The sequence below is a fragment of the Rhodopirellula halodulae genome (assembly GCF_020966775.1).
GTDB classification, from domain to species: Bacteria; Planctomycetota; Planctomycetia; order Pirellulales; family Pirellulaceae; genus Rhodopirellula; species Rhodopirellula halodulae.
Window position 1 is genome coordinate 2307498 of record NZ_JAJKFV010000029.1, and the last position, 19768, is coordinate 2327265.

Genomic DNA, 19768 nt, shown 5'->3' on the forward strand with positions numbered 1-19768 from the left:
TGCAACGCATCGTCGGTCCGGCATTCGTTTGCCGATACAATCTTTGGAAGGATAGATCGTTGAAGAATCGTTGTTTCGTGCTGGTGGCTGCTTGGCTGCTGATGACCTCTGTCTCGTTGGGACAAGAAGCGGCGGAGGAAGAGCCGGTTCTCGAATCCAACGCACCCGTGGACACGGTTGCGGTCACCGATATCGTTGACGATGAGGCCATCCGAAAGCGTTTAAGTCGCATTTATTCGTCGGCGACCGAGGCGGGGTGGTTACAAGGTGCCGAGGTGCAAATCAGCAACGGCATCGTGACGCTGCAGGGCCAAGCCGACACGGAAGAACATCGACAATGGGCCGAAAACGTCGCCAGGAAGACGGAGGACGTGGTCGCCGTGATCAACGAATTGTCGGTCGATAGTGCGGTGGATTTGGAATCAACCCGCGATGTGGTGTCGAACTCCCTGGGCTCACTCTGGACCGACTTTTTGAAACGATCGCCGTTGCTGCTGGCGGCATTGCTGATCGTGGTGATCACCAGCCTGCTTTCCAAGGGCGTCAGTTGGGCGACGCATCGCGTCTTGGATCGACGTGGGATGCGTGTGAGTTTGAAGGACTTGATCAACCAAATGGCGTCCATCGCGATTTGGATCGTGGGATTGCTGGTGGCGACCGTGGTCGCGTTTCCGGGGATGACGCCATCCAAAGCCTTGACCGTGCTCGGTTTGGGATCCGTTGCCATCGGTTTTGCCTTCAAGGACATCTTTGAAAACTTCTTCGCCGGAGTGTTGATCCTGTGGAACTATCCTTTCGACCGAGGCGATTTCATCACTTGCGAGGAGGTCACCGGCGAAGTGAAGCAAGTCACGATTCGCAACACGATCATTCGCAGATTGGATGGTGAATTGGCGGTCGTTCCCAATGCGACATTGTTCAAGAACAATGTGGATGTTTTGACCAGTCAACCACAACGCCGAGTTCGAATCATCTGCGGCGTGGCGTACGACGAAGACGTGGATGCATCGCGAGAAGTGATTTTGAAAGCGGTGCAGAGTTGCGATTCGGTGCAGGGCAAACGAACGGTCGAAGTGTTCGCACAAGAATTCGCCAGCTCGAGCATCAACTTTGAGGTCGCGTGGTGGACGGGATCCAAACCGGTGGATCTTCGTCGGAGCCGCGATGAAGTGGTTGCGGCGATCAAACGCGAATTGGATGCGGCTGGAATTGAAATCCCGTTCCCGTATCGAACGTTGACATTCAAGAACCCGGAACACTTGGGCTTTCGTTGTGACACGAGCGGCCAAGCGGATTCCGCAAACATGGACAACGAAGGAGACGATGTTTGATGGAAGGCTCAAGTTTTGTTCGGCGGGTGTTGCTCGCGTGTGCCGTGGTGTTGGTTTTTGTCGCTTTGAGCGCGTTGATGGTCGCGGCTCGGGATCTGCTGCCGCTGATCTTCGGTGCGGTTTTGATCGCCGTGGTCTTGAACGCTATGGCGAAAAAGCTCGCGAGGTGGCTACCTGGTTTCTTAGGACAAACCGGACGGGTGAGTTTGGTGATCGCCAGCTTGCTTTTGTTGGCCGGCCTGACGACCTACTCATTCGCGAATTCGGCGGCGCAGAAAACCATGCAGTTTCGCGATCGAATTCAAGAGTCATTTCAAGAAAGCGTCGAAACACTTCGTGATCAACCGGTGATCGGCGAGCAACTGCCCGAGAAAGAAGAGTTGCCTTCGATGATGCCGTCTTCCGGCAAGTCGCTCGGTCTGCTGAAGAATTTCTTCACCTCGACGTTCGGCGGCTTGGTGGATGTGCTGATCCTGTTTTTCTTGGCGTTGTACTTCGCCGTCAGTCCGGAAAAGTATCGAGTCGGGGTGATTCGATTGCTACCGCTGTCGTGGCGTACCCATGTTTCCGAGTTGATGTCAGATTCGAGTGAAACGCTTTGGCGTTGGATGATCGGCCGGCTGATCGCGATGGCTTTGGTGGGAATTCTGTTCGGAGTGGGTTTGAGTTTCATTGGTGTTCCCATGCCGCTGGAACTCGGCGTGTTTGCCGGTTTGGTCACCTTCATTCCAAACATTGGTGGCGTCGCGGCGGTCGTTCCCGCTTTGTTGCTTTCTTTCCAAGAAGGAACATCGGCGATGGTCGCTGTCTTGGTGCTCTATTTGGCGATTCAAACCGTCGAGAGCTACTTCATCACGCCAATGATTCAAGAACGCCAAGTCGAGCTTCCTCCGGCAATGGTGATCCTGGCCCAAATTCTTGGGGGTATCATCTTTGGCTTCTGGGGCGTGGTGTTCGCAACGCCGATGGTCGCGGTGTCGATGCTGTGGATTAACCGACTGTATGTCGAGGAATGGTTGGAGGCATGATTCCCCGCATCTTTCCTTGTGCGGTGCGAACGCAACGGCATGCCTGAGACGTCGGTAGCGGAGTGAAACGAAGACGGGCCCCGAACGTTCTTGCACGTCGGGGCCCGTTGCGTTGATCGCTTGTTGAATTGCGAGTGGACTACATCTTGACCGTCGCGTTGATCTTTTCGTCGGTCTCGGCACGCTCGCCTTTGACGTAAGCGGTGCCGGCTTTGATCAGATAGTTGATGCCGCTCAATCCGCTGTTGTCCCAGTATTCACCTCGTTCAGGCTCGACTCGCAGCAACGTGATGTCTGGATCGTTCTTGCCTTCCGGGAACCAGACCTTCCAGGCTTCTTTCCAAAGCTCGTTGATTTTGCTCCGGTCGTCGATCACGCGGCATTCGCCGGACAGGGTGACGAACTTGTTGGAGCTTTGCATGGTGACCGCGACGTCGCGATCAAGCATCAGTTCAGCGATCTTGCCGGAGTTGCGACTGGTCACGAACCAAATGTGACCGTCTTCGGTTGCCTCGGCGATCGCCATCGGACGGGCGTCCAGTCCGCCGTCATCGGTTTTTGTCACGAGCATCGAGTTGTCGAAATCTTGGATCAGATCGATCAGCTTTTTTTGAGTGTCCATGGTTTCTCCTAAGTTGTCGCGGCGAGGCATCTCAATCACCGCGGCGATCGAATATTTCGTCGATTCGGAACCGCGTCTTGGCCTCACCGCAGATGGCTTCGTTGGAAGATTGAGGTTTCGATAGGAAAGAGAGCAAAGCAGAGGCCAACGATCGCAACTCGTTGTGGACTTTTCATGAAGACATAAAAAAAGCGAGAGGTTTCCCCCTCGCGATTTTCTCGTGCCAGTCGAATGGAACGTCCAAAATTGGGCCGAGCGATGACGACTTGCTGGGTTTGACTAGACGGCCCGTGGGCTTCCCCAGCGAGCGGCGATCGCTAGCACGAGGACGGCTCCAATGATCGACCCGATCCATCCGGAAGCCTGCATTGCGGATCCGCCGAAAAGGAGGAACGCCAGAAAGCCACCGACGAACGACCCGACGACGCCGAGCAGAATGGTTTTGACAAAACCCAGATCTTGACGTCCGGGGTAGAGCAAGCGAGCGATTGCGCCGACGATCAGACCGAACACGATCCAGCCAATGATTGGAATTAACATTTGATACTCCACTCAGTTTGAGTCAGTTGATGATTCGATTCAGGTTTCTTGTGCAGATTCAGGCTTCTTGTGCCTGCAACATCCACAAGTGTTTTTCGAGCTCACCGGAGATGGCGATCAGCATGTCTTCGCTGATGGCGTCCAGCTCGCCCAGTTTCTCGATGGCGTCACGCAACGAGTCGATGACTTGTTTCGTTGCATCCGCAACGCGTGAGATGGTTTCAGGAACCTTCACGAATCCAGCGGGATAATTCTCGACATCGCTTTCCGCAGCGACGGTCGACGAACGTCCGTCAGCGGGGACGCCGAGCGTCGCAATGCGTTCGGCCACTTCATCACTGGCGTCGCGCACCGTGACGATGATCTCGTCCAGTTGCAGGTGAATGCTGCGGAAGTTCGTTCCCACCACGTTCCAGTGTGCCTGCTTCATCAACAGGGCGAGGTCGATCAGATTGGTGAGGTTGTCTTGCAGAATGCCCGCAACATTTTCGGACTTGTCGTCGTTCAGAATGTCGCGAGCGAAGGGAGAGGTCTTGGTAGTCATTTTGAAATCTCTTGGAAGGAAGTGGCAGAAGCTGCCGTAAAAAATGGGTTGAATGCTGACTAGCTCGCCAGCAGGTTTTTGCGAAACGCTTCTGCCGCCAATGGTGTTGCGGCTTCGAAGCCTCCATCAACGGGCCAGCGGGCACCGGTGACGAACCCAGACGTGTCACCGGCGAGAAAGGTCACCACGGCAGCAATTTCATCCGGATGGCCAACACGCCGAACGGGAATGGCATCCCGGTGCGAACTCATCGCGTCATCGGGATCCATGTCATTCATCGGGGTCGCGATCTCGCCAGGAGCCACTGAGTTGACCGTGATGTTCAACGGAGAAAGCTGTAACGCCAGACACTTTACGAGACCGCCAAGAGCGTGTTTGCTCATCGTGTAAAGCGTGTCGTTTGGATTCGCGATCGCTTCGTGAACACTGGTCACAACAATGATTCGTCCCGGCGTTTCGCGTCTGGGTCCTTTCAGGCCTTCGGGCAACATGTGCCCGGCAGCCCGCTGGATCGCGAGCGTTGCACCAATCGTGTTGACGTGGAACAGTTTGGTCGCTGTCTCGACATCCAACTCAGGCATGGTCTTGTTGACCATCATCCCGGCGTTGCTGACGAAAACGTCAAGGCCGCCCAATTCGTCAACCATTTCATCCACGACCGGATCGGCGGTCTCGGGGTTTGAAAGGTCGAGCTTTTTGACGACGCACCTTTGGCCCGTTTTGGCGATCATCTCGGAAGTTTGGTGAGCCTCCTCTTCGCCGTGAGCGTAGGTGATTGCGACATCATGACCGGCACGAGCCAATGCAATTGCGGTGGCTCGGCCGATCCCGGTGCTGCCGCCGGTGACGATTGCTTTGCGTGACATGGTCGGTTGCTCCTGTAGGGAGTGATGTGGTTGAGACTCAAGCGTCGCTGAGTTCGCTTTCGCTTTTCAGGACGTGATCGCCGTCTTCCTGTTCGATGTAGTAGGCGGGATCGTCATCCGTTGCATTCCGAGTCACATCGTTACCTTTGATGGTTTTGGTGACTTTGGATTTGTACGACTCTTTGATTTGGCCCTTGGCAGTGCCGCCGCCGTAGTTCCACTCGACGTATTGGTTGACTTGGAATTTCTGACCCATGACTTGGTTTCGTTAAAAGATTGGGAAGCATCGCGACACGTCGGTTTGGCCGTGTCTCAGCGACATGAAAAAGCTGATCTCGATTGGCATGACCATCAACGCAACTGGTGGGCCAAAGATCAAGCGGATCGATTTGGCTCGATCCTTGCTTGCTTGTTTTCATCCTGTGAGTCGCAGCGAAAACTCACGGGCACCTCAAAAAACAGTTTTTGAGCCAGCCAATATCAATTCCTTTCACCAACGAAAGAATCATGTCGAAATCAACGAATGAACAAGTGCCGTTGAACCACGTTGCCTGTCCTCAGTGCGGCAAAGAGGTGGACGATCGCGTGCCAGCCTGTCCGAAATGCGGCGAAAAGATCTACGTGGAACACCCCGGCGGGATCACTCCCATACGTCACGAGCCACTGTCGGCGAACTCTCACGACAAGCAGGCGGCGAAGGATTGAGCGAAGAGCGATCAGGTTGTCCGGAAAGCCGTCTGGCAACCGCGGTCACTGCGACCGTCCTGTCTGACTTGCCCCTCTACCGGCCGACGCGAAACAACGAATCAACTGGCTTGGCGCGCGTTCGGTTTTTGGCTTGGGGCGAGGTGGCGATACAAACGCATTTGCATTCCATCATTTCGTCGTTGCTGAGGTTGTAAATCGAGCGTCTGTTTCGTCCGCGGCACGTTACTTGCGTTTTCAACAACGTTGTAAACCTTTCCGTACTGACGCTCGGATGAGGTTTCATCGACCGTCGTTCGAATCACTTCTTCTGGCATCCCACTGCAATGAACCCCTCGTGGAACATCGATAGCAAGCTGCTTCGTCAATGGATGAAGTCGGTGCTTGCCGTGACCGTCGAAGGTGTGGCGCGAGGCGAACATCCTTTTGGTGCAGGTGTGTTTCGTGACGACGGATCGCAAGTCGCGATCGCTCACAACGAAGTCGCCTCTCGCAACGATCCAACGGCACACGCGGAGGTCTTGGCTCTCAGCCGAGCTGGCAAGCGTTTGCACTCGCCGGACCTCTCAGGCACTTGGCTGGTCAGCAGCGGTGAACCATGTCCCATGTGCCTCTCGGCAATCGCTTTGTCAGGAATCCAGAACGTTGTTTTTGGGGCGTCCGCTGGCACAATCGAGGCGGCCAATTTCGGAACGTTGGGATTGCCGGCCGCTGAATTGGAGTCGCACCTCAAACCGTCGATCGAATTGATCGGTGGGGTGTTGGAGTACGACTGTTCGGCCTTGTTAATCAATCATCGCAAGAAGGAGACTCAAGATGGTTGAGTTGAATGTGCAAGTGGCGGAACAATTATCTTTGTCCACATTGGGGCTACGCAAAGTATTGATCGTCGACGACGTTTCGGTGATGCGAGTGATCGTCTCACGAATTTTGTCCGATCTGGAGGTCGAGTCGGTCGAGGCAACCGATGGTTACGAAGCTTTCAAACTATTGAACTCGGGTGACTTCGATGCGGTGGTGACCGATGTTGAGATGCCAAAGTGGAGCGGGTTTGAATTGGTGGAAGAGATGCGACGTTCAGATGATCCAAGAATCGCAACCATGCCAGTCGTGGTGACAAGCACCGTCGCCAGCAAGGAAACGGCATTGCGAGCTCGGCAGTATGTCGGTGTCTACTTCCTACCCAAGCCCATCTCTGTCAAGCAACTCAGCGTCACGTTGAAAATGATTGCCACCAGCCGTTGGCTGCATCAACGATACGCGGACGGGAGCAGCATTTCCGCGTAGTCGGAATCGCGTCGTCTCTTGCTTTTGGTCATTGAAGACGTTGGTCTTCTTCTATCTCGCTCACTCGGCGGGTTCGGTGTTTTCTAGCTGCCATGCAAGAGGCGGCAAGGATGCATGGTTGGGGATCAGCGCGATCATCATCAGAAAGAGTCCGGCAACGATGTGGTTTTGATGCGCCGGCGGGGGCGGTGAATCCGCGAAACGCCCCCAAATCACCAGTCCGATCGCGACCAGCAGGATCGCGACGTGCGAGTGGCGTGTCGGATTCCAAAAGGACAGTCCCGATAGGACGCAAATGGTCAGGGCGATCAGCTGATCAGCCCAGAGAATCGATGGATCCGTCTGGACGCCAAAGACGAAGGGGCTGATTGCCAGCCAAACGGCCGTTGTGATTTCGATGACGCGTCCCCACATCAGCTTGTTGCTCCGGATAAAAACTCATTGCCCAGATGTTCGAGTCTGGCCTCACGGTGACCCCAAAATGCTTTCCAGAGAAGGCGTTTGCTTTTGTCGCGTTTCCAGACCAAGTAGAGATAACCGATGGAGACGCGAACTTCGTCCCATGCCATGTAAACGAGAATCAGTGAGATCGTCGCTGTCACGAGGCAAAGAAAACACCACTCGCCGACGATGAATGCTTGGCAAAGTACAAGCACACTGCTGACGATTCCCAATGGAATGACATCAATGCCAAAAAGGATGACCATCCACGGGCGATATTGCCATCGGCGTGTGGATCCCGCGAATCCGAGAACCGCATCACCGAGGTAGGCCAGCACGCCGAGTGCAGCATCGTGGATTCCCAGTAGCCGATACATGAAGTCCGCGGTGTCGGATTTGAGAACGCGGTTGCTGCCGTCGCCAAAGACGGGATCCCAAGTGCTTTCGATCAATCCCCATTGATAGAGCGATAGGTGTGCTGAGATCGCGGCCGCGACAAACGCCAGCAGGCAAATTGGAATGCGCTGGCTCCAAGCAGATGGGTTGTAGGAATAGGGCGGTACCGAAACGTTCCAGCCCGACGTGTCGATGGAAGGAGTCTGCATTCACTCACCCCAGTCCGTTTTTGCGATAGAACGTCTGGGGATCTGATTTGATCAGCCCCGTCATGGTCGCGACTTCGTCGGCCAAGTGGTGCGTGGGTGTCCACTCGAGCAAGGACTGTGCTCGGCTGATATCTAGCGCATAGTGATCATCCGCCATGTCCACCATGAATGGTTTGATGAACGCGCTGCCGCCTTGAACCATATCCGTTGCGGCAGCACCCACTTTGGCCAGACGTTTGGGAATACGAATGGTTGGCCACGCATCACCATGAATTTGACTGCCGATCAAGTGCTGCAACTCAGCGTACGATGGCGGGTCAGGCTCGCCGATCAAAATTGGCGTGCAGGATTCGATCCGATCACGCCGCTGGACGGTCCGGACAATCGCGTCCACCGCGTCGTCCAGGTGCACCGCTGATTGACCCGCCTCTGTATTGCCCGGATAGAAATGGCCCTGGAAGTCTTTTTCGTAGATGCGTTTGATCTGTTGGGCCAATGTCGGTTGTCGACCGAATTCGGTGTAGACGCCACCGATCCGCAAAAAGACCGAACGCACATTGGGATGACCGTCGCGAATCAGTCTTTCTGTGTCGATCTTGCTTTGCGGGTAAGCCCAACGAGCTTTCAGAGGATCATCTTCCCGAATATGCTTGCCGACTTCGCAGGGGGCGTGAACCAACATCGTGCTGGTGAATACAAACTGATCAAGTTCAAAGTCTTCCAGTTCGTTTAGCAGACGGTCGGTTCCCTTGACCGTGACTTCGTCATAGAGCTCGCTGTCCGAACCCGAGAAATCGTAGTAAGCAGCCATGTGGACCACGCTCGCGATTTTGTCACCGGAAAGCTGCCGTACCTTTTGCATCGCGGAACGCACCGATGCCGAGTTGGACACATCGCATTCGATGTCGCGAACGTGTTCCATGACTTTGGGAGGTTCGGGCAAGCCAACACGATCGAAACCGTAAACTTCATACCCGAGGTTGGCGAGTCGCTGGCAAAGTGGATGGCCGAGCAGTCCAGAACTGCCGGTGACGATGACTGCGGGGCGTCGTTCAGACATACCAGATTGATGCGAAGAAGGATGAAGCTGGTGATTTCGTTCGCGAAAGGCTGCCATGATGTCTGCTATTTCAAATCGCAGACCAGACGGAGCGGCGATTTCACCTGAGCCTTCTGGTGATTGGTTGCGTTAAGTTTGTTGCGTGTCGCCGCAAGTCACATGCCAGTCCAGATGTGTGGTCTTGTTGGGTTGTCTGGCTAGAGCGTCCAGTAGATTGCTAGTCCGCCAACGTAGGTCAGCAAGACGGTGAACGAGTCGTAGCCCATGCCGAGAATCGTTCGGTCGCGTCTTTCCAAGATTCCCCAGAGATACAGACTGGTGACAACGATCCCGAGGCATCCAAGGAAAGCCGCGGACGGCGGGACCGCATCGATGATGTTTCCCTCGCGATAGGCAAGTTCAGCGGGGAGAAACAGTGCGATCTCCAAACTGTTTGTTCCAAGAATGTTGGCGGCAGCCATGCTGTACGCGCCGAAACGTACCGCGGAGTAGGTTGTGCTGACTTCTGGAAGGCTGGTGGCGAGCGCGACGAGGGTTGCACCAATGAAGCTTTGTCCCAGTCCCGATTGGTTGGCGATCGCTTCGCCCGATTTCGCGACAACGAATCCTCCCCCGAGGACGGCGAGGGATGCCAAAGCGAAGAAGGCAATCAGCTTTCCAGTGCTGACGTCTCGGAATTTGTCTTCATGAGCGTCTTTCAGATCACGAGCGGATTCGGGTGGTTGAGTGATGTCGCCCCGTGGTTCCCAACGTGGGTCGCCTTCGTATCGGTAAATGACCCACATCGAAAAGAGATAGGCCGCAAAAAGTGCTAGCGGCCAGAAGCCGACGCCGAAGATCGAAAACAGTTCGCCACTGGACACCGCCGCGGACGCGAGAGCGACCAGGCCGATCAATAAGACGCCACTGATCAGAAGTGAAGATTGAGGTGAGAAAAGCGTGAGCGGCTTTCCGCGTAGTACAAAGGCGTCAATGATCGCGAGCACGGCGACTTGCATCACAACGCCACCAAGCAGATTGGTTCCGGCAAGCTCCGCCGCGCCGGACGACGCGCTCGTTAGGGTGGTCGCCAACTCAGGAAGGCTGGTCGCGCCACCGAGAAGAAGGGCTCCGGCGAATGCCTTTCCCATTCCGGTTCGGTCGGCGAACAAATCAACGTATTGGCTCAACTTGGTTCCGGCGAACCATACCATGCCGGCACCAACTAGAAAGACGCCAAGGTTGGCTAGCAACGATTGATCTTGAAGTGAAAGCATCATGCTGCCCCGTCGCCGCAACCGTTGCGCCAGTCAGATGGGCCGGCAGTTGATCGGCGCGATTTGAAGGAGCGTCACCAGTTCGGCTGATCGTCGCTACTGATGGCTGTGATCTTCGCCGTGATCACGCCGAGACGCACCGTTCGTAAGAATGACCGCGAGTGATCGCTGCGGGGTTCACCCATCTCATCTTGTTTCACTTCATCGACGCCTCGGGCGGAACATCCTTTGCGGCACTGTTGATGCCCGTTCAGTATCCATCAGGCACTAAACCGATTGGACATCCATTCGGGCGATGTGATTGTGACGTCGTCTGTGTCAATGAATCGTGACTAAAAAGGAGTCGAATATGTCAACCATTCCAGAGCAAACCCAATTTCACGCAACCGCTCAGCAGCACCGGGCTCGTGAGGCGGGCGAGCTGAACAGCGTCAACGAATCGGGGGGTTGTGAGGGCCGTGTCGCGAAAATGCTTGAATCGCAAACTGCGAAGTTGCCTTCGGACACATGGCTGTACGCCGCGGGAGGATCGATCTTGCTGTCACTTGCGTTGCAGGCGAGCGGGCAAAAACAAAAGGCCCTTTTCGTTGGTAACTGGGCTCCCACCATGTTGTTGTTTGGTATTTACAACAAAATGGTGAAACAACACGGATCGGACTGATTCATTATGGATCAATGGATCGAGCAGGTTCTCGAGCAGTTTGGTGCCGTCGGTGTCGCCGCGTTGATGTTGCTCGAGAATGTCTTCCCGCCCATTCCGTCCGAAGTCGTCATGCCCTGGGCCGGCTACGCTGCAACCCAGGGCTTCTTTTCGTTTCCAGCGGCGGTGCTTGCCGGCAGCATCGGTTCTTTCGCGGGAGCCTTTGGTTGGTACTGGTTGGCTAGGAAAGTCGGCAAAACGCGGCTTGCAAGTTGGGTGGACCGGCACGGAGCGTGGCTGACGTTGTCACTTGGCGATCTCGATGCGGTTGAACGATGGTTCGACAGGTGGGGAACCGTGGCGGTGTTCGTTTGTCGTCTGATCCCGGGATTAAGAACGTTCATCAGCGTTCCCGCTGGTTTCTCGAAGATGCCGATGGGGCCGTTCTGCATTTACACTCTGCTTGGTACTGTCCTTTGGACGGCCATGCTTACCGGTATCGGTGCTTGGTTGGGACGCAATCACGAGGATCTGGCCGGACCACTTGGTTGGATCAGCACGAGCGTGATCATCGCGATGTTCGTTTGGTGGTGCATTCGGTTGGTGCGACAAACGCGACGACGAACGCAACAAAACGTTCACTAGTGGTTTGCATCAACCGCGATCGGTTCGCTTGTCGTCCGGATGCGGTGGCATGTCATTGCGATGAAACCACCGCATCAATCGGTGTTCGATGAAGCCGATCACGAGCAGCACGAAGACCGCGGCCACGGTGACCACCGTGGCAAGTTCCGTTCGCCCGACTGCCACGGCGACCCCGATGCCCGCTGTTAGGAAGATGCTGGCGGCCGTGGTCAAGCCTTCGACCTCTTCGCCTTTTTGGTGGACGATGGTTCCGGCACCAAGGAAGCTGATGCCGACCACGATCGCTTGCAACACACGAATTGGATCGGTATTGAGCATCGAGTCCGCTTCGCGTTGTTGGAATTGATCCACCACTTCTTGGGCAAGCAACATCATCAGGGTCGCGCCCGCACAAACGAAGATGTGCGTTCGGATGCCGGCGGGCTTCCTGGCGAATTCTCGTTCAAGCCCGAGAAGTCCTCCCAGTCCCGCGGAGATGGCGATGGTTTGCAGATTGTTGAGGTCGGTGGCTTCTAACATGTGGCGGCCGGGGTGCAAAACCTGTGCCCCGCGTTGGTTGCTACCAGATCAAAATCGATGGCGTAACGCGTCTCTACGTCGGCATACAGATTGCAGCAACTTGTACCGCTCATCATTCATTTCATTGCCAATGATTGATGTAATGTCAAAGGCTTTCGTGACTCATCGTCGATTAGCTTGATGCTTCCAACGCCATCACAATCTGCGCTCGATCCCGCTGGCACTGGCGCGGAATCAATCGCAACGTTGTTTTGGTGGATGGTCAGCGGTGGCGCGTTGATTTGGGCATTGGTGATCGGGCTGTCGGTCTATGCGATCTACCATCCCGGTCAACACGCTCCGAAGTTGACGCGACGCTTGGTGATTGGGGGTGGTGCTGTGTTCCCCACGATCGTGCTGACTGTGTTGTTGTCATACGGGCTTTCCATGCTGTCTGAGTTGCAGCGACCCGCACCGGATGGAAGCTTGATCGTTGAGGTCTCTGGTGTTCGTTGGTGGTGGCGAATTCGCTATTTGCTGAACGATGCCAATGTTGCGGTCACGGGTGAGCGTTTGACGCAGCAAGCTGCTTCGGACCAGCAGAGCACATTGATCGACGATCCTATTGGCCATAACGATTCGTCGTTCGCGGGTGAGGTCAATCCTGACCTGGATGTTCGTTCCGCTGACTTTGTCGAGAGTGCCAACGAACTGCATTTGCCAGTCGGCGAACCGGTTGAGTTCAAGCTCTTGAGCGAAGACGTGATTCATGCGTTTTGGATTCCGGCTTTGGGTGGCAAGGTCGACATGATGCCAGGTCGCGTCAATCGGTTGAAACTGCATCCGACACGAGAGGGGACGTACCGCGGTCTGTGTGCCGAGTACTGCGGCACCTCTCACACTCAAATGATGTTTGACGTGATCGTGCACTCCCGCGACTCGTTCGATCAGTGGCTTTTGAATCAAACGAAAGCGGCGGATGTCGATCGGTTGCCCGAGCAAGGTTTGGCATTGTTCAAATCAATCGGATGTGGTGCATGTCACACGATCCGAGGTGTCGTAGAAGCCGCCTCGGTGGGGCCTGAGCTGACTCATTTCGGCAGTCGCTTGAGACTGGGGGCGTCGGCGATGGCCAACAACGAGGAAAACCTTCGGCGATGGATTCGGAATGCGAAGGACGTGAAACCCGACGCCGCGATGCCTTCGTTTGAAACGTTGTCCGATGAGGAGCTGAACACGCTGGTTGAATTTTTGGGGGCATTGCAATGAATGACGCCCGCGAAAGTGATCTGGAAAGATCCCAAGCAAGACGTCTGCTGAAAGCTTGGGAAACGCCGCGAGGTTGGCGTTACTGGTCCGCGGTCAACAACAGTGAGGTCGGTCTTTGGTACACCCTGACCGCCTTTGCGTTCTTTTTGTTCGGCGGGGTTCTCGCGCTGGTCATGCGGATTCAATTGGCCGTTCCAGAGAACGACTGGCTGACCCACGATCAATACAACCAAATCTTCACCATGCACGGCAGCGTGATGATGTTTTTGTTCGCGGTGCCGATCCTGGAAGCCATCTCGATCATGTTGTTGCCGGAAATGCTGGGCGCACGCGATCTGCCGTTTCCGCGATTGTCCGCCTACGGATACTGGTGCTTTTTAATTGGCGGGGTGTTTGTCTGCGGTTCACTGTTCTTTGACGCCGCGCCGCGAGGCGGTTGGTTCATGTATCCGCCGATGACGACGCAGTATCAAGACGGAATCGGAGTGGATGTCTGGTTGCTGGGTTTGTCTTTCATCGAGATCGCATCGATTGCCGCAGCGGTCGAGCTGATCGTTGGTGTGTTGAAATGTCGTCCGCCGGGGATGAGGCTAAATCTGATTCCGTTGTACGCGTGGTACATCTTGGTGGTCGCGGTGATGATTCTATTCGCCTTTCCGCCACTCATCGCTGGCGACGTGCTGATGGAATTGGAAAGGGCAATGGACTGGCCGTTTTTTGACGTCAGCCGGGGTGGCGATCCGATGTTGTGGCAGCATCTTTTCTGGATCTTCGGTCATCCGGAGGTCTACATCGTCTTTCTGCCATCGATCGCTTTGGTGGCGATGATGGTTCCAACGTTTGCTCGCACGCCGATGGCGGGTTACGGCTGGATTGTGCTGGCTGCGGTCGGAACCGGCTTCCTTAGCTTCGGTTTGTGGGTGCACCACATGTTCACGACGGGGATCCCGGGAATCTCAATCGGGATCTTCTCCGCTGCATCAGAAGCCGTGGCCATTCCGACCGGGGTGCAGATTTTTTGCTTCATCGCCACGCTGCTGATTGGCCGAGTGAAGCGTGCCGTGTGTTTGCAGTTTGTTTTGGCGGGGCTGGCGACCTTCATCATCGGCGGATTGACGGGTGTAATGGTGGCAATTGCGCCGTTTGACTATCAAGCTCACGATACTTATTTCATCGTTGGACATCTGCACTACGTGCTCGTTGGCGGCACAATCTTTCCCATCGTTGCGGGGTTCTATTACTACTATCCGTTTGTGACGGGCAAGCGGCTGTCTGAACGTTTGGGCAACCTTGCGTTTTGGTTGATGCTCATCGGATTCAACGTGGCCTTCTTTCCGATGCATCTGTCCGGGCTGATCGGGATGCCGCGTCGCGTCGCCACCTATCCCAGCGGAATGGGACTTGAGATTCCGAACATCATCTCCTCAATCGGAGCTTTCGTTTTGGGGCTTGGGTTTGTGGTGTTGCTGTGGGATGTGTTCCGTCCCAAATCGAAACAGCCACTGGTACGGCGAAATGTTTGGGACGCGGGAACGTTGGAGTGGAGCGGCGAAGTTCCGGATCAACCATGGGGAATTCGCTCCATCCCGATCATTCAGTCTCGCTATCCGCTGTGGGAGCAAAAGAACTTGCTCGAAGGCATTGATCGCGGGAAGTTCTACTTGCCGGATGCGGAAGAAGGCCGCCGAGAGACACTGGTCACCAGTGCCGTCGATGCGGAGTTGGTGCATTGTCTGAGAGTTCCAGGCCCATCTTTCCTGCCGTTTTGGGCCGCGGTGTTCACCGGCGGAGTCTTCATCTTCTCGACCTATCACTGGTGGACCGCAGCGGGAGTTTGCGCGGTCATGTCGTTTTGCACGATCGTCACCTGGTTGTGGACTGGTACCGCGGAAATTCCGGAGAAGCCAACGAAGTCTGTTGGCATGGGGCAGTCATTACCGCTTTATGTTTCGGGGCCCTCGGCGGTTGGGTGGTGGGCCATGTTCATCACGATGCTGGGCGACATGACCGCGTTCATGTCGTTGGTGTTTGGCTACTTCTTCTACTGGACGGTCCATGAAGAGTTTCCACCCGCGGAATGGGATGGTGCGGAGGTGTACGGTCCCGGGACGCTTTGGCCAATGGTCGGTGTTGCCTTGGGAATCATGGCTTGGTGTGCCGTGATACTGGCAAGGAAATCGAACCGTTCCGATCGATCCATTGCGTTTTATGGGGCGGCGATCATCGGGATCGTGTGCTCGCTGCTATCTGCATTGGCTTTGTTCTACGGTCCCTATCAAAACGGAATGGACCCAACGCAGCACGTTTACACGTCTTCCACGGCGGTCTTGTTGCTTTGGACCATTCTTCATTTGGTTTTGGGAGGGGTGATGTTGGCGTACTGCATTGCCAGACGAATCGCTGGGCGGATGGATCGGCAGCACGATGCAGATCTTGCGAATGTGACGTTGGCGTGGCACTTCATTGCGTTGACCACCGTGATCACCGGAGCCACCGTTGCACTGTTCCCGTGGGTGGCTTGATGAGCACGGAACCAGACATTCATCCGATCGCGAAACATGATTCTGCGGCGGAACGTCCGTTGTCGCAGCAGCTTTGGTGGATCGTTGTTTCACCGAGCCTTTGGGCGGTGCATTTCATGGTGTGTTATCTCACCGCCGCGATCTGGTGCGAGAAAGCGGGAGTGCAAGCGGATCCGTTTGCGTTGCACTTCGCGATCACCGTCTACACGGTTGTTGTTTTGCCGGTGATGGCATGGGTGGCGTGGAGCAGTCATCGCGAATTCAGGCGTAGCGAACCGCCGGTGCCGTATGATTTTGATGATCCCGCTGACCGAACGCACTTTCTAGGATTCACAGCGTTTTTGCTGTCTCTTTTGAGTCTCGTCGCGACGCTTTTCACCGTGTTGGTGTTTGTCTTCGTGAGGAGTTGTCACTGATGAAGCCGTGGCTTTGGAACATCGGTTGGTTGTTGCTCGCCTTTGGTTGGTTGGGGCCGTTGCCGGAATTGGCCGAGACCTCGTTCGCGGCACACATGACTTTGCACATGTTGGTGGTCAGCATCGCTTCGCCTCTGCTGGCTGTTGCGGCCGCTGGAACGCGACTGGATCCCGTGGAACGTTTTCCGAAACTTTGCTCGCCGGTGATCGCTTCGGTGGGCGAGCTGTTGATCGTTTGGGCTTGGCACGCACCCGTTCTTCACCACTTCGCTCGCCATGCCGCCGTTGGGTTTCTCTGCGAACAAACCATGTTTTTGGGAGCGGGTTATTGGGTCTGGATTTCGGCGTTTGGAGGCGGGACCCCGAGAATTCTTTCGCGAAGCGCGTCTGGCGTGGTTGGTTTGTTGCTGACTTCGATGCACATGACCCTCTTGGGAGCGTTGCTGACGTTGTCTCCTCGTTTGCTGTATTCGCATCATCAGTCGTTGTGGCTGGACCCGATCACGGATCAGCATCTCGGCGGAGCGGTAATGCTGGTCGTTGGTGGCGCTTCGTTTCTCGTGGGTGGATTGGTGCTGACTCGTGATTTGTTGAGGGAGAACCCTGAGTCTGACGGGCCGCCCGCACCGTCGTGGATTCGTTCAGTCACCGGAGCGACGCGATGAGAGATGGAGTGAAGGGACACCGTTGGACCGCGAAGCGAACGATGGAGGAGACAACGTGATGAAGTTGACATGGCGGGCTGTGTTTGCTGGTCTGATTTTGGTTGCGATCGTTGGCGGGATCGTTTTGGTCAGCGGTGTCGTTCCCATCAAGGCGAGCAGTGGGCACTGGGCGATCACTCGGGCATTACTGGATTTTGCGAGCGATCGCTCAGTTGCGTTTCATTCGCGCGATGGGGAGCCGCCGGATGATTCAACAGCAAGGGATTCTCGATTGGGACGAGAGGTTTTTCGTACAAACTGCAAGTTTTGCCACGGTTGGCCCGGTGAACCGATTCCTCCAGTCGCCGCAGGGATGACTCCCAAGCCTCCTGTGCTGGGATCCGAGGTTCTGAAGAAAGAACCGCGGGAGTTGTTCCACATCATCCAACACGGGATCAAGTTCGCGGGTATGCCCGCTTGGCCGGTTCGACAACGTCCCGACGAAGTTTGGCCCGTCGTCGCATTTCTTCGTGAGCAGAACAGCGAGCAAGTTCGAGACGAAGAAGCACTGCATCGCAGTCACGACTCGGCACCGAATCGAGTTGCGGGTTTGGATGCGTGCGCGGCGTGTCACGGCGAAGACGGTTTCAGCCGTGTGGGGTCTCAAGTACCGACCTTGGCTGGTCAATCGCGTGAGTACCTGGTGGCAGCGCTGACGGATTATCGCGAGGGCAAGCGATCCAGCGGGATCATGATGCCAATTGCACATCAGCTCGATGATCGTCAGATCAATTCGCTCGCATTCCACTATGCAAACGCAAACATGGTCATTCCGTCTGCAGCGGAATCGCAAACTACCGTGAAGGATGTCGATGCAGAAGCAATCCAACGTGGGAAACGTCTTGCTGAGCGTGGCGATGGAACGCGAAAGATCGCGGCTTGTTCGGAGTGCCACGACCGAGATGCGACCTCGCATCATTCGAGTTATCCGCGACTGGCCGGGCAAGGAGCATGGTATCTGCGAAAACAGTTGGAACTGTTCGGCGAACAGACTCGCAGTCAAACCGAGCGTGGGCAGCGGATGAGCGAGATCGCGAAGAGTCTGACGGCTCGCGACCGTTCTGACTTGGCAGCTTATTACGCTTCGTTGACGTGGCGTCCGGAAGAATGAAGACCCGTTTGGCCCGATGTTTGCCAGTCTGAATGACGAATCACTCAAAACACACACAAGGAAAAATCATGGCGGCGACATTGTCGGATCAAGCGGAAGAGGTTTACCAAGAGTTTTACGACTTGGTGAACATGCAACCGAAGGAAATTGAGGATTGGTTGGATACGGACGAAGCAAAGTCGGTGGGACAAACCAAAGACGGCGAAGACGAGTCCGTTGGCTATCAATCCGGAAAGAAAATCATTGAAATCAAACGCACCAACAAAGACGAGTTGAGCGACGACCAAATCGATCACATGCGGAAAGTGTGCGGCTACATCAAACGGCACAAAGCACAGCGTCCTGACGGCGATGTGGAAGACACGGATTGGTGTTTCAGTTTAAAGAATTGGGGCCACGACCCGACGAAGTGAGTTGGGTGAAGTGAGTCGAAGAAAGCGTTCATGAAAATGAACAGCTCGCGGTGTCGTTCCAAGACGCCAGCGAGCTGTTTTTGTAATTGGAGGACACGCCTTTTTCGCGAATCCGTCTCTAAGCCGGCAATTGTTTAGACTGGGCTTCGTCCGCCGGTGCAGCCAAAAACTTCGCCGGTGACGTAACTTGCGTCGGTACTGGCGAGCCACACAAACATCGGTGCCAATTCAATCGGTTGAGCCGGACGGCCAAACACCGTGTTGTCCCCAAACTGTTGAAATTTTTCCGCTGGCATCGATCCGGGGATCAGGGGAGTCCAAACGGGACCCGGGGCGACCGCGTTGACTCGAATCCCACGTTCCATGGCCATTTGCGCGAGCGCCTTGGTCATTCCCAACATGGCCGATTTGGTGGATGCATACGGCAGCAAGTAAGGCGACGGATCGTAGCCCTGGATGGAGACCGTGTTGATGATGCTGCCACCTGGCGGCAAATGCTTCATTACGGCTTTTGAAAGCCAAAACGGAGCATAAACATTGGTTTTGAAGATGCGATCGAACAGGTCCGTTGAGAACTCTTCGATTTGATCGGCGGTTTCTTGGTAGGCCGCGTTGTTCACCAAGATGTCGATGCCACCGTGTTCGTCGATGGATTGCGCGACCAAGTCGTTGCAAAACGATTCCTCTCGCAAATCACCGCCGATGACCGACACGTTGACTCCGGATTGTTTGGCAATTTCGGCGGTTTGGTGCGCGTCGTTCTGTTCCGACAAATAATTGATGGTGACGTTGGCTCCTTCGCGGGCGTAACAAATCGCGATGGCTCGCCCAATGCCGCTGTCGGCTCCGGTGATGAGGGCGTTGAGTCCCTTCAATTTGCCGGACCCTTGATAGGTTTCTTCGCCGTGATCAGGCGATGGGGTCATTTTGTCAGTGCTGCCAGGCATCGGCATGGCCTTTTGTTTGTCAAACGGCGGCCGAGCGTAGGCATGCCGCGGATCTTTCAGCTCAACTCGATCGGCGGTTTGATTGTTGGTGTTTGTTCGGGTGGAGGTGGCGGTGGACATCACGTTCCTTTGGGATGTGTTCAATGGAGGTTGAATTCAATCCAGCACGTTTGCAAACGGCGTTCCCAGTCGACTCGGAGACCAGTGGCATGAGGGTTGCGTTCGTTGTCTGTTCAGGACTGAACTATTAATCGACTGAACGAGGAGGCTCAACGTGAATGAGTTGAAAGAGAACGAAGTGGTGAACCCGAAATCGAA

General features: G+C 55.3%; 24 protein-coding genes. 13 read left to right on the forward strand and 11 right to left on the reverse strand.

Annotated elements, in window-relative coordinates; translation table 11 throughout:
- Positions 1-101: 101 nt before the first annotated feature.
- Both LOC70_RS21265 and LOC70_RS21270 read left to right on the forward strand, forming a co-directional pair.
- Positions 102-1331, forward strand: a complete 1230-nt coding sequence (locus tag LOC70_RS21265; RefSeq protein ID WP_230256221.1) for a mechanosensitive ion channel family protein — start codon at positions 102-104, stop codon at positions 1329-1331.
- Positions 1331-2359 carry an AI-2E family transporter gene (locus LOC70_RS21270; RefSeq protein ID WP_230255981.1) on the forward strand — a complete coding sequence of 343 codons (1029 nt, stop codon included), beginning with the start codon at positions 1331-1333 and terminating at the stop codon, positions 2357-2359. The genes LOC70_RS21265 and LOC70_RS21270 overlap by 1 nt, the downstream gene beginning before the upstream one ends.
- A gap of 139 nt (positions 2360-2498) precedes the next feature.
- On the opposite strand, the gene LOC70_RS21275 is transcribed toward LOC70_RS21270, so the two are convergent.
- The 5 genes from LOC70_RS21275 to LOC70_RS21295 all read right to left on the reverse strand — a co-directional run bounded on the left by LOC70_RS21275 (position 2499) and on the right by LOC70_RS21295 (position 5187).
- On the reverse strand, positions 2499-2981 hold the full coding sequence (locus LOC70_RS21275) for a pyridoxamine 5'-phosphate oxidase family protein (RefSeq protein ID WP_315857323.1): 483 nt from the start codon (positions 2979-2981) through the stop codon (positions 2499-2501).
- A gap of 279 nt (positions 2982-3260) precedes the next feature.
- Positions 3261-3521, reverse strand: a complete 261-nt coding sequence (locus LOC70_RS21280; protein WP_230255983.1) for a GlsB/YeaQ/YmgE family stress response membrane protein — start codon at positions 3519-3521, stop codon at positions 3261-3263.
- Positions 3522-3579: 58 nt separating this feature from the next.
- On the reverse strand, positions 3580-4065 hold the full coding sequence (dps, locus tag LOC70_RS21285) for a DNA starvation/stationary phase protection protein Dps (protein WP_230255984.1): 486 nt from the start codon (positions 4063-4065) through the stop codon (positions 3580-3582).
- Positions 4066-4124: 59 nt separating this feature from the next.
- Positions 4125-4931, reverse strand: a complete 807-nt coding sequence (locus tag LOC70_RS21290) for an SDR family oxidoreductase (RefSeq protein WP_230255985.1) — start codon at positions 4929-4931, stop codon at positions 4125-4127.
- Between the two features lie 37 nt (positions 4932-4968).
- Positions 4969-5187, reverse strand: coding sequence for a hypervirulence associated TUDOR domain-containing protein (locus LOC70_RS21295; protein ID WP_230255986.1), 219 nt, complete (start codon positions 5185-5187; stop codon positions 4969-4971).
- A gap of 251 nt (positions 5188-5438) precedes the next feature.
- Here LOC70_RS21295 and LOC70_RS21300 point away from each other — a divergent pair, with 251 nt between their 5' ends.
- The 3 genes from LOC70_RS21300 to LOC70_RS21310 all read left to right on the forward strand — a co-directional run bounded on the left by LOC70_RS21300 (position 5439) and on the right by LOC70_RS21310 (position 6923).
- A complete protein-coding gene (locus LOC70_RS21300) occupies positions 5439-5636 on the forward strand; it encodes a zinc ribbon domain-containing protein (RefSeq protein WP_230255987.1) in 198 nt (65 codons plus the stop codon).
- 326 nt (positions 5637-5962) lie between these two features.
- Entirely contained in the window at positions 5963-6460 is a 498-nt protein-coding gene (locus LOC70_RS21305; protein ID WP_230255988.1) for a nucleoside deaminase, read from the forward strand.
- Positions 6453-6923, forward strand: a complete 471-nt coding sequence (locus tag LOC70_RS21310; RefSeq protein WP_230255989.1) for a response regulator — start codon at positions 6453-6455, stop codon at positions 6921-6923. The genes LOC70_RS21305 and LOC70_RS21310 overlap by 8 nt, the downstream gene beginning before the upstream one ends.
- Positions 6924-6983: 60 nt before the next feature.
- On the opposite strand, the gene LOC70_RS21315 is transcribed toward LOC70_RS21310, so the two are convergent.
- From LOC70_RS21315 to LOC70_RS21330, 4 genes are all read right to left on the reverse strand, one after another.
- Positions 6984-7337 (reverse strand): SPW repeat domain-containing protein, encoded by a 354-nt coding sequence (locus tag LOC70_RS21315; RefSeq protein ID WP_230255990.1) that lies wholly within the window; start codon positions 7335-7337, stop codon positions 6984-6986.
- Entirely contained in the window at positions 7337-7969 is a 633-nt protein-coding gene (locus tag LOC70_RS21320; protein WP_230255991.1) for a vitamin K epoxide reductase family protein, read from the reverse strand. Before LOC70_RS21320 ends, LOC70_RS21315 begins: the two co-directional genes overlap by 1 nt.
- Before the next feature lie 4 nt (positions 7970-7973).
- Positions 7974-9029, reverse strand: coding sequence for an NAD-dependent epimerase/dehydratase family protein (locus LOC70_RS21325; protein WP_230255992.1), 1056 nt, complete (start codon positions 9027-9029; stop codon positions 7974-7976).
- 197 nt (positions 9030-9226) lie between these two features.
- Positions 9227-10288, reverse strand: a complete 1062-nt coding sequence (locus LOC70_RS21330; protein ID WP_230255993.1) for a sodium:calcium antiporter — start codon at positions 10286-10288, stop codon at positions 9227-9229.
- Between the two features lie 346 nt (positions 10289-10634).
- Here LOC70_RS21330 and LOC70_RS21335 point away from each other — a divergent pair, with 346 nt between their 5' ends.
- Positions 10635-10946: a hypothetical protein gene (locus tag LOC70_RS21335; RefSeq protein WP_230255994.1), complete on the forward strand. Its 312-nt coding sequence runs from the start codon at positions 10635-10637 to the stop codon at positions 10944-10946.
- A gap of 6 nt (positions 10947-10952) precedes the next feature.
- Positions 10953-11570 carry a DedA family protein gene (locus LOC70_RS21340; protein WP_230255995.1) on the forward strand — a complete coding sequence of 206 codons (618 nt, stop codon included), beginning with the start codon at positions 10953-10955 and terminating at the stop codon, positions 11568-11570.
- A 9-nt stretch (positions 11571-11579) separates the two neighbouring features.
- On the opposite strand, the gene LOC70_RS21345 is transcribed toward LOC70_RS21340, so the two are convergent.
- Entirely contained in the window at positions 11580-12089 is a 510-nt protein-coding gene (locus tag LOC70_RS21345; protein ID WP_230255996.1) for an MgtC/SapB family protein, read from the reverse strand.
- 180 nt (positions 12090-12269) lie between these two features.
- Here LOC70_RS21345 and coxB point away from each other — a divergent pair, with 180 nt between their 5' ends.
- The 6 genes from coxB to LOC70_RS21375 are packed head-to-tail and all read left to right on the forward strand — an operon-like array spanning position 12270 to position 18503.
- Positions 12270-13337: a cytochrome c oxidase subunit II gene (coxB, locus tag LOC70_RS21350; protein WP_230255997.1), complete on the forward strand. Its 1068-nt coding sequence runs from the start codon at positions 12270-12272 to the stop codon at positions 13335-13337.
- The gene (gene ctaD, locus LOC70_RS21355) at positions 13334-15859 is read left to right on the forward strand and encodes a cytochrome c oxidase subunit I (protein WP_230255998.1); all 2526 of its coding nucleotides are present in this window, start codon (positions 13334-13336) and stop codon (positions 15857-15859) included. Before coxB ends, ctaD begins: the two co-directional genes overlap by 4 nt.
- A complete protein-coding gene (locus tag LOC70_RS21360; protein WP_230255999.1) occupies positions 15859-16275 on the forward strand; it encodes a transmembrane prediction in 417 nt (138 codons plus the stop codon). Before ctaD ends, LOC70_RS21360 begins: the two co-directional genes overlap by 1 nt.
- Positions 16275-16940 carry a cytochrome c oxidase assembly protein gene (locus tag LOC70_RS21365; protein ID WP_230256000.1) on the forward strand — a complete coding sequence of 222 codons (666 nt, stop codon included), beginning with the start codon at positions 16275-16277 and terminating at the stop codon, positions 16938-16940. Before LOC70_RS21360 ends, LOC70_RS21365 begins: the two co-directional genes overlap by 1 nt.
- 58 nt (positions 16941-16998) lie before the next feature.
- Positions 16999-18090: a c-type cytochrome gene (locus LOC70_RS21370; protein ID WP_230256001.1), complete on the forward strand. Its 1092-nt coding sequence runs from the start codon at positions 16999-17001 to the stop codon at positions 18088-18090.
- A gap of 32 nt (positions 18091-18122) precedes the next feature.
- Complete coding sequence (locus tag LOC70_RS21375; RefSeq protein WP_230256002.1) at positions 18123-18503, forward strand: DUF3140 domain-containing protein; 381 nt, start codon at positions 18123-18125, stop codon at positions 18501-18503.
- Positions 18504-18637: 134 nt separating this feature from the next.
- Here LOC70_RS21375 and LOC70_RS21380 read toward each other — a convergent pair whose 3' ends face one another.
- Positions 18638-19570, reverse strand: coding sequence for an SDR family oxidoreductase (locus tag LOC70_RS21380; protein ID WP_230256003.1), 933 nt, complete (start codon positions 19568-19570; stop codon positions 18638-18640).
- Positions 19571-19768: the final 198 nt, after the last annotated feature.